The sequence below is a fragment of the Agarivorans sp. OAG1 genome (assembly GCF_037076485.1).
Lineage (GTDB): Bacteria > Pseudomonadota > Gammaproteobacteria > Enterobacterales > Celerinatantimonadaceae > Agarivorans > Agarivorans albus.
On the sequence record NZ_AP028990.1, the window covers coordinates 2,970,802 to 2,988,252 of the forward strand.

Genomic DNA, 17,451 nt, shown 5'->3' on the forward strand with positions numbered 1-17,451 from the left:
TTGCTAGGTCAATTAAGGGCTCATTCTACAATACAAAGCGTTGAATTTGTTGCTTGAGTTGATTGGATTTTTCTTCTAACGACTTTGCATCATTTACACTAGATTGAGCTTCGCTCACTGAATCTTGAGCAATAAGAGCAATTGTTTCCAGTGTTGCGGCTACATCGGAGGCCACTGCAGATTGTTCCTCGGTGGCTGCTGCAATCGCGGTAACCATTTCGGTAACACCCTGAGTAGTGTCGATAACTTGATGCAACGCATCTCCTGCCTTATTAACTACATTGCGGCCGCTAGAAACCAGTTCGGTACTCTTTGACATACTCTGGTTAGCCGCTTCAGTTAGGCTACGAATTTGGTTGATAATTCGAGCAATCTCTTCTGTGGATTGGCTAGTTCGGCTAGCCAAGCTACGCACCTCGTCAGCAACTACAGCAAAACCACGCCCTTGCTCGCCAGCACGAGCTGCTTCAATGGCTGCATTTAGCGCTAACAAGTTGGTTTGTTCAGCGATACCAGCGATAACATCGGTAATCTTTTCTACCTCTTCACCGGCCAGGTTTAACTTAGCGATGTGCTGATTACTATCACTTACAGAACCTTCGATTTTTTGCATAATGGAAATGGTATCTGTCACCACTTGCCCACCTTGGCTTGCGACGTCTCCGCAATCTCTTGCATGGTCAGCAGCTTGAGAAGTGTTTTGCGCTATTTCCCTAGCTGCTACAGACATCTCTTCAATAGCAGTAGCCGCTGAGTCAACTTTCGAACGCTGTTCATCAAGAGCTGTGCCAATGCCCGAGCTCTTATCAAAGGCCTTCACACTGCTTTGACTCACATCTGCAGCAGTTTGATTAACCTCTGTTATTAATCCTTTTAGCTGTTCTGCCATCGCATTGATGGAGCCAGTAAGCTGCCCCACCTCATCTTTAGCGCTAACCTTTAACGCCGGTTGCGAAAGGTTTCCGTTGGCTATTTGCATTGCTCGTTGATTGACTAGAGCCAGGTTGGATTTAATTTGACGAGTTAACCAAAGCACCACCAAGCCACCCAATAACGCGGCAATAGCAGCACCAGCAAATACCACCAGCACAACTTGCTCGCCTAAACGCTCTAGTTCCTGTTGGTGGCTAACTAACACATTTTGCTGCTGCATATTCCAGTCATTAAGTTGCAATTCAATATCGGCCACTAAGGGAATAACTTCGTTGGCCATACGGTGGTTGGCAATATTCCAGTCAGGTGCAGCTCGTATCACAAACATCTCATCGACTAGGGGAACAAAAATATCAACTAACTCGACAAATTGTTGCCACAGCCGAGCTTGCTCTTCCGTAAATAAATTATTTGCGGCCTCTACGTCGGCTACCCGCTGTTTATGCCTGGCAAAATACTCTTGGTATTTCTCTTGTTCATATTTATCGCCAGTAATAATAAAACTACGCAAGCTAGTAAGGGCATTGGCCAGTTCATTACGCGCTTCGCTCATATCTGCTAACAAGCGTACCCGTTTTTTGGGGCTATATAAGCCGGGTTGAGAAATTTCTTCGGTGACTGCACTAGAAACCTGGTTCATCGCTTCTTCAGCTAAGGGAGCAATATCAAACAGCAATAAAGCGTGGGCAGGTAGGTTATCTTCGCTATTGGAAATTTTAATAATTTGTTGCTGCAGTTCTTTTAAGGCTAAAAAGCTAGTTAAGGTTTGCTCTGGAACCGCTATATCGCTTAACAGTTGGATTTGCTCTACGGCCAAGTCAATGTTTAGCCAAGACTGTTCAAATAGGCTTTGAAAATGCTCGGCGCGTTGTTTATCTGCGCCATGGATGAGGTAGGCTCGAAGAGCACTAAGCGATTGCTGAAGGTGTCGCTCAATTTCTTTGCTTTGGGCAACTACAGGAACACTAACTTCAACTATTTGCCGCTCTTTTTGAGCAATTTTATCTAGTTGAATAAACACGATAACGGCGGAACAAAACATCAAAATAGCAACGAAACCAAAAGCCGATAACAGCTTATTCGAGATAGACACGAAGAGAACTCCTTTCCACAAAAAAACGATGCTGTTGTTTAAGGCTAGTCTATTTGCCTAAAGCTACAACGCATCGTGGTTTACATCCAGCAAACCTAAAAATACCAATCTATTTAGAATATAAGCGGATATGCTGTTCGATTTCCAGCATAGTTTCACTAAGAGTTTCAAATAAACCAGCAGCAAGTGCTATATGCTCATCCAAAACCGGTTGTTTTTTCAAGCCCTCTTCAAGCGCTAAACACTGAGCTTGTAAACTGCTTGCACCGAAATAACTACTACTAGATTTAAGGCCATGCGCTAAACGTACTGCATCTTGGTAACGCTTAACCTTTAAAGCTTGCAATAGCTCTTCAATCATTGCCTCTGCGCCCTTTTGATATTCCTGCAATAAGGCATCAAACTCATCCCCCATACTTTCTGACAGCTTAGTAAGCTCAGTTGGTGAAATACGTTGATATTGAACGTTAGAAAGCTCATCGCTGCTTGTTAGCAACGTTTGCTCAACACTAGCATTTTTTGTATTCAACCATTTACGTAGGCAAACATATAAGCCTACTCGGTCAAATGGTTTAGTCACATAGTCATCCATTCCAGCATCAAAACAAGCCTGTTTTGCTTCTAAGCTAACGCTTGCTGTTAACGCAATAATGGGAATTCGCTGAGCGAGGTTTTCAAGTTCCCGAATAACCATAGTGGCTTCATAACCATCCATGTCAGGCATCAAGCAATCCATTAAAATGAGAGAAAGTTTTGAGCCCCAACGCTTAAACAGATCTATGGCTTCATGGCCATCACGAGCGATCATAACTTTAAGGCCAAAACTGTCTAACATATGGCTAGCAACACGTTGATTAACCACAGTGTCTTCAACCAACAATACGTGGCCAGATAACTTGCTTAATACAGCCTGTTCACGACTGTCGGTAACACTTACGCTTAGGACATCATCTTCAACACTTTGCAAAGGTAAGCTCACACTAAACTCTGAGCCAACCCCTAAACCCGATGTCACCGATATATCGCCATCCATTAAGGTAACAATGCGCTGACAAATGGCCAACCCTAAACCAGTGCCGCCATAACGACGGGTTGTTGAGCTATCTGCCTGAGCAAAAGGCATGAATAAATTGTTGATAGACTCTTCGGCAATACCAATGCCGCTGTCGGTTACTCTTACTAATACAGCTTCCTCGGCACCTGGCTGTTGACTGTATTCAACACTTAAATTCACCGTGCCCACCTCGGTAAACTTAATCGCATTATTGACGAGGTTAATGAATATTTGCTGCACCCTGCCCTGATCACCAATGAACACCTTAGGTAAATGTTCTGGGTAATCGAGATGCAAACTCAAATGCTTGGCTTTAGCTTGAGGAGAGAATAACTTAACCACCTCAAGCAAGGTTAAATGCAAGCTAAATGCATCCAAGCGTAACTCCATTTTACCGGCTTCTACCTTAGAGAAATCCAATACGTCATTAACAATCACCAATAAAGCTTTGCCAGAAAGGCGAATAGTATTTACGTGCTCAATTTGCTCTTCAGACAACGAGGAAGCACTAAGTAACTGAGTCATTCCTAAAATACCGTTTAGCGGGGTACGGATCTCGTGACTCATCATTGCCAAAAAGTCGCTTTTTGCTTGCGAAGCTGTTTCTGCATCTCGCCTAGCAATGCTTAACTGCTGCTGGCTACGCTGGTGTTCGGCAATCTCATCATTGAGCTGTTCAGTACGCGCATCTACTTTTGCCGTCATTTGGCCTATGGCTCGGGCTAATACGCCCACTTCATCATTAGATTTATCTGGCAAGGTCACCTGTATATTGCGCTCACCAAACAACAACGTTGCGTTGGTTATGTAGCGCAATGGCGCAACTATAGTGTGAGCAAAAAACCAACCTACTAGCACCATTAAGCCGATGACTACAGCTGCCGCTAACAAAGCTTGCTTAGCCGCCATTTGTGAGGCTGCGATAGTTTCCTCGTAATCAGTTATTTGCACTAAATCCAAATACTCTTGATCGTTCGACGGCAAATAAGGCAGGCGCTGAATACTTAGTATGTAAGAGCCAAACTTAACCACTTGTTCTGGCAAATCTCTAACGGGAGAATTGATTAGCTGCTTGATGCGTTGATATTCTGAGGCTTGAAAGCTCGTAGACTGCCCTCTGCCATGCTCACTGCGCCACAATCGCTCTCCATTAATGTCGAACACCAACAAAGGCCCAATGGTGGTTTCAGCATGTTGACTAGAACGATTTGATGACGCTTGCTGCGATACTTTAAATAAATCATCAAGGCGATACTCAAAAAGCCATATAGCGGCAACACCGCCATCGCTATGTTGCACACTGGTTGCCAAGTACCATACGCCTTGGCTATTTTGTCTAATTGTTTGAGCATGCACTCTGTCTGGCAACTTTTCTGCGTCTAATAGCAATGCCTTCGGCGGCGTTTGACCAATTCGCTTTCCTACTGAGAGATATTCAAATTGTTGGCCTTGGCTAACCACAATAAGATGCGCGGCCAGTAAAGCTTTTTCCCGTTTAAGTAACTGACGAATATCGCTACTCAAGCGCGAATGCCAAAAATCGGGTTCAACATTGATGAAGCGTTCGTCTACAAATTGCTGCTGAATAAACCCATCAAGTAAGGATTGCTCAGCTAGATGGCTGAGCTCTTCATAAGCATGAGATATTTCTCGATCTAGGCGCTCAACTTGAATTGCATTTCGTAAACTTAGTTGCTGTTCACGCTCGCTCTCTAAACTGGCAACAAAAGAAAAATAAAAAATAAGGTAAGTTACCGTAACCCCGGCTATCACCAAGCAACCGCTGAGCAAGGTAACGTAAGTACTAATGGAGCTTTTACTGCGTTTAAACCACGAGTACTGCTTCCCCCTAGCTCGCTCCATTAAGCGAATCAGCCGGTCTTCGCGGCGTCGCTCCCGCTCTATAGTAGTGACTGGCGCAGGCGCTCTTAACTCCAAGTAGCTAGCAACGGCAACCACCAGGTAACTGCTTAGCTTAATTAACGACAAAGAAAACACAGCAAAGCTGTTAACACCTAAGTCTTCTGACACCGGCCAAAAGTACAAAATAAATTGAATGCACACACACGCAAATACGCCACACTCAAGGGTGCAATTTAGCCAACGGCCACGCCAGCCAAAATAAGCGATAGCAATGGCAAATACCGCAGTAACCAATAATTCCAACACTGAATGAAGATGGGCTAAAGCAACCTGCATAAAAGGTAATGACACTACATAAAGAAAGGCGACACTTAAAAAAGAAAATATCACACTACCGATAGCCAGCACTGCAATGCTCATTTTCCCACCGTTGGCTAAGCGCTCGTAACGGCTAAGCAGCACCCCGCAAATGAGCAACACAGCAGCTAAAAAGCCACGTGTAATCAGCCCAGACCATATCGCTACAGTATTCGAAGATAGTGGCTGAACACTTAAAAAGGAGGGATAGTTGAGAATAAAGTAGCAAAGCTCTAAACCCGACACCGAGAAAAAGGCGGCGCCAAAAACCAACATAGTGTAACTGTATTTCTTACGGTAAAAACTGCGGCACATTAAGCCAACAAAAAGCGGCAGAATAATGCTAAGCATCGCCACCATAACAGTAACTAAGGGAGCGACTGACGCTGAAGACTGGCGCCCCCAAAAGGCCAGCGCTACCACCAACACCAGCGAAAATAGCAAGCCAATGCTGTGCCGCCATGCTAAATCTAAATTGCGAAACATGCTGATGTTAGGTTTAGACATTACCTATATCCTTGGTAAAACATCCTAAAAACTTTTTCGCTATTCAGCATTAACTTGAAACAACAAGCGAAACTAAGTGATGTTATAATAAACCCAGTATTATCAATAAGTACATGTCAATTTTACCAGCTAATGACCAGCTTCAAGTATTTGATTCAAGGGAAGTGTATGCGTGTTTTTCTAATAATGGCGCTTAGCAGCAGCCTAATAGCTTGTAGTGGCAACTACAGTTTTAATACCAACGTAGATAAAGAAAACTTTGAAAACTATTTACCTGCCACCGAAGTGGAAATTGTGAACGATGAACAAATCGATCCCCTGCAAGCAGAATACTTAGGCATTGTAGAAGGGCTAAGTTGCCAAGAAAAAGCCAATCAAGCACCACCGCAAAAAGTGGATGCACGCAATAATCTTCGCGAGCAAGCTGCCGGAATTGGGGCCAATGTAGTCACTATTCAACAATGCTACCCAATTGAAGAACCTGCAGCATGCATTGCCATGTTAAGTTGTTTTGGCAAAGCCTACAGAATTGAAAAGTAATGAATATCCAGCTATCTCCTTTGGGCCTTATCCACTCCCCTTATCAAGAGAAGTTTTCGGTGCCACGTCAACCCGGCTTGGTTAATGCAACAACCAGCAGCTTAGTCTTCAACTCCGACTTTAATGATCCTGATTTACTAGACAGTGTGGAGCAGTTTAGTCACTTTTGGTTAGTGTTTGCCTTTCATCAAAATATTAAATCTGGCTGGAAAGCAAAGGTACGCCCACCACGTTTAGGCGGAAACAAAAAAGTGGGCGTATTAGCATCTCGTTCGTCGTTTCGCCCTAATCACTTAGGTTTATCCTTACTTGAACTTAGTCACGTTGAACGCAGCCCAAGTAAGTTGGCCATGCATTTCAAAGGTGGCGATTTAGTTAACGGCACTCCTATTTATGATGTAAAACCCTACTTACCTTACGCTGACAGCATTCCAGAAGCGCAGGCTGGTTACGCACAGCAAGCACCACAGCAACAGTTACTAGTGATTTGGTCTCAGCAAGCCTTGCAACAAGCTCAGCAACTAAACATAGAACAAACTCAACGGCTGGTGATAGAGCAGGTATTAGCCCAAGATCCACGCCCAGCATACAAACAAAACAAAACTGACGACCGAGAGTACGGTGTGGCCTTATATCAATTCAATATCCGCTGGCGAATCCTAGAAGTTAATGCAAGTGAGTCACAAGTAGAAATTGTTTCGGTGACCCATGCAGCTTGAACCTCAGGACTATCAGCAACAACATAAACAGCGCCTTGCTTGGATGCCATGGCTTTATTACCGTTTAAAAGCTAAACACCTGCAATGGGCCAAGCCCTGGCAAAAAGATATCCAACAACATTTGCAAGCACTAGAAACCGTACAAGTTGGTGAGAACTGTTTCATTGCTCCAGACGCCAATATATTTGCCGAGCCAGGGCGTTTAGTCTCGCTAGGCAACAGCTCATTTGTGGCAGCCCAAAGTTTCTTGCATGGCCCAATAACCATTGGCGACCATGTAGCCATAAACCACGGATGCTCCATCGACGGCGGACAAAAAGGCGTAAGCATTGGCAACAACAGCCGTATTGCCAACGGCGTTAAAATTTATGCCTTCAACCATGGCATGCAACCAGAGCAAGATATTTGGCGGCAAAACAGCCGATCCAAAGGCGTCATAATTGGCGAAGATGTGTGGATTGGTGCTAACGCTTGTATTGTAGATGGCATTGAAATTGGCGACCATGCGGTGGTGGGAATGGGGACTGTAGTCACTAAAAATGTGGCTAAATGGGCTATCGTTGCCGGTAACCCTGCAAAAATCATCGGCGACCGCCGTGACAAGGCCTGACAGAGCTAAATTAGCCTGTTACAATCGCCGCAATTTAATAGCTAAATGAAAGGACAGATATGCGTTCTAGCAAATATCTTCTGGCAACTCAGAAAGAAACTCCGAGCGATGCAGAGATTGTATCTCACCAGTTAATGCTGCGCGCTGGCATGGTAAGAAAATTAGCCTCAGGTTTATATACTTGGCTGCCCAATGGTTTGCGTGTTCTTTCAAAAGTAGAACAAATTGTTCGTGAAGAAATGAACGCCAGTGGCTCTATTGAGATCCACATGCCTACTGTTCAACCTTCAGATTTATGGCAAGAAACCGGCCGCTGGGATAAGTTTGGCCCAGAGCTGCTTCGCTTTAAAGACCGCCACTCGCGCGATTTTGTACTAGGCCCTACCCACGAAGAAGTGGTTACCGAATTAGTCCGCAGAGAAGTGAATAGCTATAAGCAACTTCCACTTAACTTGTTCCAAATTCAAGCCAAGTTCCGTGATGAAGTTCGCCCGCGTTTTGGCGTTATGCGCTCTCGCGAATTTTTAATGAAAGATGCCTACTCTTTCCACTTATCTGATGAATGCTTACAAAGCACTTATGATGAAATGTACGTAGCTTACTGCCGTATCTTTGAGCGTTTAGGTTTAGAGTACCGCCCAGTATTGGCCGACACTGGCAGTATTGGTGGTAGCGTATCCCATGAGTTCCACGTTCTCGCCGAGTCTGGCGAAGATGCGATCGTATTCTCTGATAACAGCGACTACGCGGCAAACATTGAAAAAGCAGAGGCCTTAGCCCCTACAGGTGAGCGCCCAGCACCTAGCCAAGAGATGCAAGAAGTGGCTACGCCAAATGCTAAAACCATTGCAGAGCTCGTTGAACAGTTCAACATTAAGGTTGAACAAACAGTTAAAACCTTGATTGTGAAAGCCAGTGAAGAATCTGAGCATTCACTTATTGCATTAATTTTGCGTGGCGACCACGAGCTCAATGAAATTAAAGCAGAAAACTTAACTGAGATAGCTTCACCGCTTGAGTTTGCTAGTGAAGAAGAAATTCGCGCTGCAGTTGGCGCAGGCCCAGGCTCTTTAGGACCAGTTAATTTACCAATGCCAGTTATTGTAGACCGCGCTGCCGCGCACTGTAGTGACTTTGGTGCAGGTGCTAACGTAGATGATAAACACTTCTTCGGTATCAACTGGGAGCGAGATGTAGCACTTGGCGAAGTGGCAGATCTACGCAATGTGGTAGAAGGCGATCCAAGCCCTTGCGGTTCAGGTAATTTGTCAATAAAACGTGGTATCGAAGTTGGCCATATTTTCCAACTAGGTGATGCCTACGCTAAATCAATGAACGCAGCGGTGCTTAATGAGCAAGGTAAAAACCAAACCTTAACCATGGGTTGTTACGGCGTGGGTGTATCTCGTATCGTTGCTGCAGCCATTGAACAAAACAACGACAAATACGGTATTACCTGGCCAGATGCAATTGCGCCATTCAAGCTAGCCATTGTACCGATGAACATGCACAAATCTCATCGCGTTCAAGAAGTGGCTAACAAGCTTTACGAAGAAGCCAAGCGGCGTGGTATTGATGTATTGTTTGACGACCGTAAAGAGCGTCCAGGTGTCATGTTTGCCGACATAGAATTAATTGGCATTCCACACGTTATCGTTATTGGTGACCGCAGCCTAGACAAAGGTGTGATTGAATACAAAAATCGTCGCAGCGGAGAAAAAGTTGAAGTGGCTGTAGAGCAAATCTTCGACCAATTCTGATATCTGTAGATTGATTAAAAAACCGGCCTTCGCCGGTTTTTTTTGTTTTTGGGAGTGTGATATCACCAGCAAGCAGTGATAAAACGCTGTGCTAAGATATTATTATGAATCAAAAGGCTAGCACTAAAAACAAACCCAAAGTCGCTCTTGTTCTTACCGGCGGCGGCGCGCGAGCGGCCTACCAAGTTGGGGTTCTAAAAGCAATTGCAGAGCAATACCCAAGAAACCATGCCAGTCCCTTTTCAATACTTTGTGGTACATCCGCGGGGGCGATAAACGCTACCGCGCTAGGCGTCTATGCGTCCTGTTTTCGATTAGGGGTTAAAAAGCTTGAATACATTTGGCGTAACTTTAAATGTAAGCAGGTTTTTAGAACCGACAGTTTAGCCATAGCCAAGCAATTATCATCAATGGTGTGCAAAAGCCTGCATGCAGACTATAGCCAGCAACAAGGCTTTTCCCTACTCAATAACCAGCCCTTACAAGCCTTATTAAACGATTACCTTAATTACAAGCGAATCGATCAGAACATTGCCACCGGCTATTTGCATGCCTTATCGGTTACCGCTTCAAATTACCAAGACGGTCAGTCTTTATCTTTTTTTCAAGCCAAGCAGCATCAACAAAACTGGCAACGCGCCAGGCGGCTGGGGCGAAAAACCCAAATCCATACCAGCCACCTACTTGCTTCAACAGCCATACCTCTAATATTTCCGGCGGAGAAAGTAGGTCAAGATTACTACGGCGATGGCTCCATTCATCAGCTTTGCCCACTTAGCCCAGCAATCCATTTAGGTGCTGATAAAATATTGGCGATTCATTTAGAACAAGCTCGCAAACCCAACTGCGCGATAGATTGTCCTCCGCCGAATAGCGCAACCATTGCAGGTCATCTTCTCGACTCGGTGTTTTCCGATACCCTCAATTCAGATTTAGAGCGCTTACAACGTATTAATCGAACTATTGAGTTATTAACACCACAACAGCAAAAACAATTAGATTTGCGCCCTATTAACTCTTTAAGTATCAAACCAAATATCGATTTCGAACAAACCGCACACAACCACTTTAGTATATTGCCTCTTTCGGTTCGGCTGATGCTGGCTACCTTAGGCATTAAAAAAGACAAACCTTCGGCAATCACCAGCTTTTTAATGTTCGAGCAAGATTACACTAACTATTTGATAAGAGAGGGATACCAAAACACTCTGCAGCAAATTGACAAAATTTTGGCTTTTTTGGAAGATTAGCTGGCCTACAAATTGCTTTATTCTTAACTAGCGGCGTTTTTTGACGCTAAACAGCAAGATTAGATAAGAGTAAAGTAACTATGGATTCTCTACAATTAGCGCAGAACAATATTGTAAGCCCAAGAAAAATATCACATTTTTCTAATGACGCTAAACTTAGTGCTGTTCAGAAGCTGAGTATTCTTGAGTCTTTGCAAGAAAGCTTACAGTTAGATGAGTTACTGCAAAACTTTGCCGCTATGGCAACGAATTACGTTGAGTTTTCGGCCATGCGTTTAGTTAGTGATAGCCTGCAAACCGAAGTTAGCCTATTTGAAGGCCAGCGCTACTACCGTAGTTTTAATCTCAACAATAAAAGCCAACCCTTAGCGATTGTTACCTTTACCCGCGATACGCCGTTTCAGCGTAATGAAATTCATCAACTCCGCCAGCTAACGCAACTGCTGCAGGCTCCATTAAAACATGCCCTGCAGATAGCGCGATTACAAGAACGGGTGCGTAATGACTACTTAACCGGTATCGGTAATCGAGCTCATTTCGATGAATCTTTACATACGTCTATCGAACAGCAAACCCGTCAAAGCCAGCAACAAGGTGGCTTAGTACTTATGCTGTTAGACTTGAACAAGTTTAAGCAAGTGAATGATTCGCTTGGTCATCCGGTTGGCGACCAAGTATTGATTAGCTTTGCCAAAGTACTCGAGTCGGTAATTAGAAGCGGCGATCAAGCCTTTAGAGTAGGTGGTGATGAGTTTGCCATGTTATTGCGCCCGGCCACCGAGTACTCTGCGCAAAAAGTGATTAAACGCTTACACGCTAAACTTGAAGAGTCTCCATTACTAGCTCAATACGATATTTCAGCGAGTATTGGAGTAAGCGAATGGACACCTGGCAGCAATAGCGAAAGCCTAATCCAAAGCGCCGACGAACAGCTTTACGCTAACAAGTCGGCAACCAGTTAAGAGCAATGCCCGTATTATTTGGGCATGCATAATCTTGCTGAATGTAAATGTCAGCTATTGCCACTAGTACCTCATCATAAAATACAAAAGGTAAGCGATTGCGCTGCCATGGCGGTAACTTGCATTCCTGCAGTAGCTTCTTAATGCTTCTACTACCCAAGCGCCCAAACGCTTTAAACTCTTTTTGCCCTAGATGAGTTCTAAATTTAACGCTAACTTGTTGGGAACTTGAAGGCGGCAATAACTTGCCACCATTTTGCCAAGCTAATTGACTGCCATTATCCAAGGTTAATATTGGTGTGCTAGCAAGCTTCCAGCTAGTCACTAAGTTTGACTCAAGCAATTCAACTTTTCTCACCAAATACAAACAAGCTTGAAAGCGGCGACACTCCCCTTCTGCTAATGTAACAGCTACCTTGGCATCTTGTTGTGCAGAGGCTTGAGTGATGATCTGCGCTAATTGCGCTTGGCTTGGGTAAGCCCAATTCATACGTTTAAACCAGTAACGGAGCACATTTCTTTGGCGCTTTGGCGAAAGCAGTAACAAGCTTTTGCAACACAGCGTTTGCTCACGATCAAGCTTTTGGTAATCAGACTCAGCCAGCTCTTCCAGCAAATCGACTGATTCTTGTAGTAGTTGAACGCTACGTTGAGTGGAAGCTAACCATTGTGGCCAGCGCAGTGTTAGCTCTGGCAATACCTTATGCCGCAAAAAGTTACGATCAAACTCTAAAGACTGGTTACTTGGGTCCTCTATCCAGCTGAGTTGCTGTTGCCTAGCATAGCCTTCTAACTCTGCTCGTGTTACCAATAACAGAGGCCTTAACAAGCATCCAGCAGCAAAATTACGCATTGGCGGCATGGCAGCTAAGCCTTGGAGGCCACTTCCCCGCTTTAGCGCTAGCATAAAGGTCTCGAACTGGTCGTCGGCATGGTGTCCAGTTAGCAAACAGCTATGTGCATCCATATGTTTAGCTAAAGCTTGATAACGCTTTTCTCTCGCCACTGCTTCCAAGCTAGAGCGTGCTTTTACTTCAACATCAACCATCTCAGCCACAAAGGGTAAACCCAAAGCCTCAGCTTGCTGCTGACAGCTAAGTTGCCAGCTATTTGCTTGCTCTTGCAAGCCATGGTTTACGTGCACAACTAGCAACTCTAAGTGCCGGTGAGATTTATGATACTGGGCTGCTAAGTGCAGTAGAACGCTTGAATCTAAGCCGCCACTAAGGGCAATAACAATACGTTGAGTTGTTGAAGGAAGTGAAACTAGGGAGTGAGAAAAGCGAGATTGAAGGGACAAATTAACCTCTTAATAGGGCACTGGAAATACCAATGCCCTAGATCATTTTTAGCAATATCCGTAGGACATTAAGCGCTGATAGCGCTGCTCTAACAAGGTTTCAGTGTCTAATGCTGATAGGCTTTCTAAATCGCTCACTAGCTTAGTTTTTAGATTAAGCGCCATAGCTGCAACATCACGGTGCGCACCACCTAATGGCTCTGGAACAATGTCATTAATTAAATCTAACTCTTTAAGGCGCTCTGAAGTAATGCCCATAGCGTCGGCTGCAACAGGCGCTTTATCAGCACTCTTCCATAAAATCGAAGCACAACCTTCTGGAGAAATCACCGAGTAAGTGCTGTACTGAAGCATGTTAACGCGGTCGCCTACACCAATTGCTAAGGCGCCGCCAGAGCCACCCTCACCAATAACTGTACAAATAGTTGGCACCTTTAAGCCAGCCATAACCAACAAGTTTTTAGCAATTGCCTCACTTTGTCCACGCTCTTCAGCGCCTACGCCTGGATATGCTCCAGGGGTATCGATGAAGGTAATGATTGGCATGTTAAAACGCTCTGCCATTTCCATCAAACGCAGCGCTTTACGGTAGCCTTCTGGTTTTGGCATACCAAAGTTACGACGGATTTTTTCTTTGGTTTCGCGACCTTTTTGTTGACCAATAACCATTACTGGCTTGCCATCTAGACGTGCCATACCACCAACAATAGCTTCATCGTTAGCGTAAGCTCTATCACCAGCTAACTCATCAAAGTCAGTGAAAATGTGCTCGATGTAATCCAACACATAAGGGCGATTAGGATGACGCGCTAGCTGGGCGACTTGCCAAGCACCTAAGTCTGAGAATATTTTTTGGGTTAAATCGTTTTGCTTTTGTTGCAAACGAGAGATTTCTTCCTGTAAATCTACATCTACGCCAGATTCTTCATTTACAATGCACAACTCTTCAATTTGCGCTTGCAGCTCAGCAATCGGCTGCTCAAACTCTAGAAAATTCGGATTCATATAATCTTTTTCTTAATTAAATTCTAGGGTGACTTGCTGTTGTCCCAGCAGTTGGGTCAACGCCTCTATTAAATCTTCACTCGGCGTAATTCGCCAATCGGTGCCTAAGCTTAACATGCCACTGGCATTATCGCCCTCATAACTTATTGCTATTGGGCAGGTTCCCGCTCGATAAGGCTCTAATACTTCGTAAAATCTTTGCCAAAATAGTTCATCTAGCTGGTCGCGACACATTCGCAAACGCAGTTTTTTCATCCAGCGTTCACGGGCCATCGACAAATCCATGACTTCACGAGCAGTCATTTTAATGCCTCCGGAGAAATCATCAACGCTGACCTCTCCTTGAATCACCAACATGCGATCTTTTTCTAATAATTCTTGGTAGGTATCGAATGCTTCACTAAAGAACATCACATCCAAACGGGCACTGCGATCATCGAGTTGAATGATGCCCATTTTTGAGCCCCGCTTGGTAAGCATTACCCGTGTAGATAACACTAAGCCCGCTACCGTTGATGTAGTACCTCGGCCGGTGGGGCGTATATCAACTAAGCGTCCCGTTGTATATTGACGAAACTCTTTTAAGTAGCGATTAACTGGGTGACCGGTTAAGTATAAACCAAGGGTTTCTTTTTCCCCTTCTAACCAGACTTTTTCTGTCCAAACTGGTTCATCGATAAACTCTGGGCGTTCATCCTCTTCTTCAGCAATTATACCGAATAAGTCTTCTTGACCCCGAGCTGAAGCTTTTGCATGTTGTGAAGCGGCTTGCATAGCTGTTGGCAATGTCACCATCATTGCGGCACGATGCGGGCCTAGCTTGTCCATGGCTCCAGCCATAATCAGCTTTTCAATCACCCTTTTATTGATTTTCTTGAGATCTAAGCGACAACAAAAATCAAACAAATCAATAAATGGTCCACTTTGTCTGGCCTCTAAAATCGCTTCAATGGGGCCTTCACCTACCCCTTTAATCGCGCCAATACCGTAAACAATTTCCTCATCGGCATTCACCGAGAACTTAAACAAGCCAGTGTTTACATCGGGCGGCACCAGCTTAAGCCCCATGTTGTTACATTCATCTACCAAAGTAACAATTTTGTCGGTGTTATCCATATCGGCCGACATCACCGCAGCCATAAAGTAAGCAGGGTAATGCGCCTTCATCCATAAGGTTTGATAAGAAACTAAGGCGTAAGCAGCGGAGTGAGACTTGTTAAAACCATAGCCAGCGAACTTTTCTACCAAGTCAAAGATCTTCATGGACAGTTCGCCATCAACCCCATTCTTAATAGAGCCTTCTTCAAATACTGCCCGCTGCTTGGCCATTTCCTCAGGTTTTTTCTTACCCATAGCCCGGCGTAACATATCAGCGCCACCTAGGGTATAACCTGCTAGAACCTGAGCAATCTGCATTACCTGTTCTTGGTAAAGAATAATACCGTAGGTAGGCTCTAGAATAGGTTGCAGGCTGTCGTGTTGCCAAGTTTCATCAGGGTAAGAAATTGCTTCTCGACCATGTTTACGCTCGATAAAGTTATCTACCATGCCTGACTGCAACGGGCCAGGGCGGAACAGGGCCACCAGTGCAATCATATCTTCAAAACAGTCGGGCTTAAGACGCTTAATCAAATCCTTCATACCACGAGATTCCAACTGGAATACCGCGGTTGTTTTGCAATCTTGCAGTAATCTAAATGACTTTGGGTCAGTGGTAGAAATTGCCGCAATATCGATCGGCTGCTCACCCTTAGCTTCTAACACTGGGTTGAGCATATCCAAAGCCCATTGAATAATGGTCAGTGTACGCAAGCCTAAGAAGTCAAACTTCACTAAGCCGGCATATTCAACATCATTCTTATCAAACTGGGTAACTGGGTTTTTACCCTCTGCATCACAATACAAGGGTGCAAAGTCAGTAATAGTGGTGGGCGAAATTACTACGCCACCGGCGTGTTTACCCGCGTTACGCGTAACCCCTTCAAGAATACGAGCCATATCGATTAGCTCGCGAACTTCTTGGTCAGCGTTATACAGCTCTGGCAAACGCGGTTCAGCCTCAAAGGCTTTTTCTAGGGTCATTCCCGGATCAGGTGGAATCAACTTGGAGATCCGGTCAACAAAACCAAAAGGATGACCCAATACCCGACCTACATCACGCACTACTGCTTTAGCAGCCATAGTACCAAAGGTGATAATCTGCGATACCGCATCTCGTCCATATAGCTCAGCTACGTGGTCGATTACCTCATCACGACGATCCATGCAAAAATCGACATCGAAGTCGGGCATAGATACCCGCTCGGGGTTCAAAAATCGCTCGAATAGTAAGTCGAATTCAAGCGGATCTAAATCGGTAATTTTTTGCGCATAAGCTACCAACGAACCAGCGCCCGAGCCCCGGCCGGGTCCAACCGGAATATTGTTATCCTTACTCCACTGAATGAACTCCATTACGATGAGGAAGTAACCTGGGAAACCCATTTGGTTAATTACATCAAGTTCAATTTGTAAACGTTCATCGTATTCCGGACGACGTTTTGCTCGCTCTTCAGGGTCGGGAAACAAAAACTCTAAGCGCTCTTCTAAACCGTCCCAAGATACTTTACAGAAGAACTCTTCAATGGGCAGGCCTTCGGTGGGAAAGTCAGGCAAGAAGTACTCACCTAAGCGCACCGTCACATTACAGCGTTTGGCGATTTCTACTGAGTTTTGCAGTGCTTCGGGAATATCTGCAAACAACTCCTGCATTTCTTGCTCGCTGCGAAGATATTGCTGCGCACTATATTTCTTAGGTCTGCGGCTATCATCAATAGCAAAACCATCGTGAATGGCAACCCGCACTTCATGAGGCTGAAACTGGTCTTCTTCTAAAAAAACGACTTCGTTGGTAGCGACTACTGGCAAGCCCTTATCGCCCGCTAACGCAACGGCCATGTGCAGGTAGTTTTCTTCGTCGGGGCGGCCGGTGCGAATTAACTCTAAAAAGTAATGATTTGGGAAATACTGTTGGTAAAATGCAAGACTTCGCTCAACGATATCGTGGTTACCTTTAAGTAAGGCTTTGCCCACATCACCTTGGCGACCGCCAGAGAGAACAATCACACCTTCGGCATGTTCACTCAGCCATTGTTTATCAATAACCGGCTTACCCTGCAGCTGCCCTCGCAAATAAGCCCGTGAGATAAGCATAGTGATGTTCTGATAACCTTTGTTATTAGTAGCTAATAAGGTTAATCGAAACTGATCATCACCCAATTCATCTGACTGAACAAAAAAATCACAACCGACAATGGGCTTAATCCCTTGGTTATGAGCTTCGCCGTAAAACTTAACTAAACCACAGAGGTTAGTTTGATCGGTTAAAGCAATGGCCGGCATGTTTAACTCGGCCGCTTTTGCAACAATGGGTTTTACTTTTTTTAAGCCATCAACCATCGAAAAGTCTGAATGGACCCGAAGGTGAATGAAAGATGGATTTGGTGTAGGTTCTGACAA

At 44.7% G+C, this 17,451-nt stretch carries 11 protein-coding genes; 6 read left to right on the forward strand and 5 right to left on the reverse strand.

The window, feature by feature from the left end; genetic code table 11:
• Nucleotides 1–25: 25 nt before the first annotated feature.
• Both OAG1_RS13590 and OAG1_RS13595 read right to left on the reverse strand, forming a co-directional pair.
• Nucleotides 26–2,026: a methyl-accepting chemotaxis protein gene (locus OAG1_RS13590; RefSeq protein ID WP_338621666.1), complete on the reverse strand. Its 2,001-nt coding sequence runs from the start codon at nucleotides 2,024–2,026 to the stop codon at nucleotides 26–28.
• 109 nt (nucleotides 2,027–2,135) lie between these two features.
• Complete coding sequence (locus OAG1_RS13595; RefSeq protein ID WP_338621667.1) at nucleotides 2,136–5,807, reverse strand: ATP-binding protein; 3,672 nt, start codon at nucleotides 5,805–5,807, stop codon at nucleotides 2,136–2,138.
• 168 nt (nucleotides 5,808–5,975) lie between these two features.
• Between OAG1_RS13595 and rcsF the strand changes: the two genes are divergently transcribed.
• From rcsF to OAG1_RS13625, 6 genes are all read left to right on the forward strand, one after another.
• Entirely contained in the window at nucleotides 5,976–6,347 is a 372-nt protein-coding gene (rcsF, locus tag OAG1_RS13600; protein WP_194164041.1) for an Rcs stress response system protein RcsF, read from the forward strand.
• Nucleotides 6,347–7,066, forward strand: a complete 720-nt coding sequence (gene tsaA / locus OAG1_RS13605; protein ID WP_338621668.1) for a tRNA (N6-threonylcarbamoyladenosine(37)-N6)-methyltransferase TrmO — start codon at nucleotides 6,347–6,349, stop codon at nucleotides 7,064–7,066. The genes rcsF and tsaA overlap by 1 nt, the downstream gene beginning before the upstream one ends.
• Nucleotides 7,056–7,676 carry an acyltransferase gene (locus OAG1_RS13610; RefSeq protein WP_338621669.1) on the forward strand — a complete coding sequence of 207 codons (621 nt, stop codon included), beginning with the start codon at nucleotides 7,056–7,058 and terminating at the stop codon, nucleotides 7,674–7,676. The genes tsaA and OAG1_RS13610 overlap by 11 nt, the downstream gene beginning before the upstream one ends.
• A gap of 59 nt (nucleotides 7,677–7,735) precedes the next feature.
• Nucleotides 7,736–9,436, forward strand: a complete 1,701-nt coding sequence (locus OAG1_RS13615) for a proline--tRNA ligase (RefSeq protein ID WP_338621670.1) — start codon at nucleotides 7,736–7,738, stop codon at nucleotides 9,434–9,436.
• 104 nt (nucleotides 9,437–9,540) lie between these two features.
• On the forward strand, nucleotides 9,541–10,686 hold the full coding sequence (locus tag OAG1_RS13620; protein WP_338621671.1) for a patatin-like phospholipase family protein: 1,146 nt from the start codon (nucleotides 9,541–9,543) through the stop codon (nucleotides 10,684–10,686).
• Nucleotides 10,687–10,766: 80 nt separating this feature from the next.
• A complete protein-coding gene (locus OAG1_RS13625) occupies nucleotides 10,767–11,648 on the forward strand; it encodes a GGDEF domain-containing protein (protein ID WP_016401168.1) in 882 nt (293 codons plus the stop codon).
• Here OAG1_RS13625 and tilS read toward each other — a convergent pair.
• From tilS to dnaE, 3 genes are read right to left on the reverse strand one after another with little or no spacing between them, the layout of a single operon-like run.
• Complete coding sequence (tilS, locus tag OAG1_RS13630) at nucleotides 11,626–12,948, reverse strand: tRNA lysidine(34) synthetase TilS (RefSeq protein WP_338621672.1); 1,323 nt, start codon at nucleotides 12,946–12,948, stop codon at nucleotides 11,626–11,628. The two genes, OAG1_RS13625 and tilS, sit on opposite strands and share 23 nt — an antisense overlap.
• Nucleotides 12,949–12,996: 48 nt before the next feature.
• Nucleotides 12,997–13,953: an acetyl-CoA carboxylase carboxyl transferase subunit alpha gene (accA, locus tag OAG1_RS13635; RefSeq protein ID WP_338621673.1), complete on the reverse strand. Its 957-nt coding sequence runs from the start codon at nucleotides 13,951–13,953 to the stop codon at nucleotides 12,997–12,999.
• A gap of 12 nt (nucleotides 13,954–13,965) precedes the next feature.
• The gene (gene dnaE, locus OAG1_RS13640; protein ID WP_338621674.1) at nucleotides 13,966–17,451 is read right to left on the reverse strand and encodes a DNA polymerase III subunit alpha; all 3,486 of its coding nucleotides are present in this window, start codon (nucleotides 17,449–17,451) and stop codon (nucleotides 13,966–13,968) included.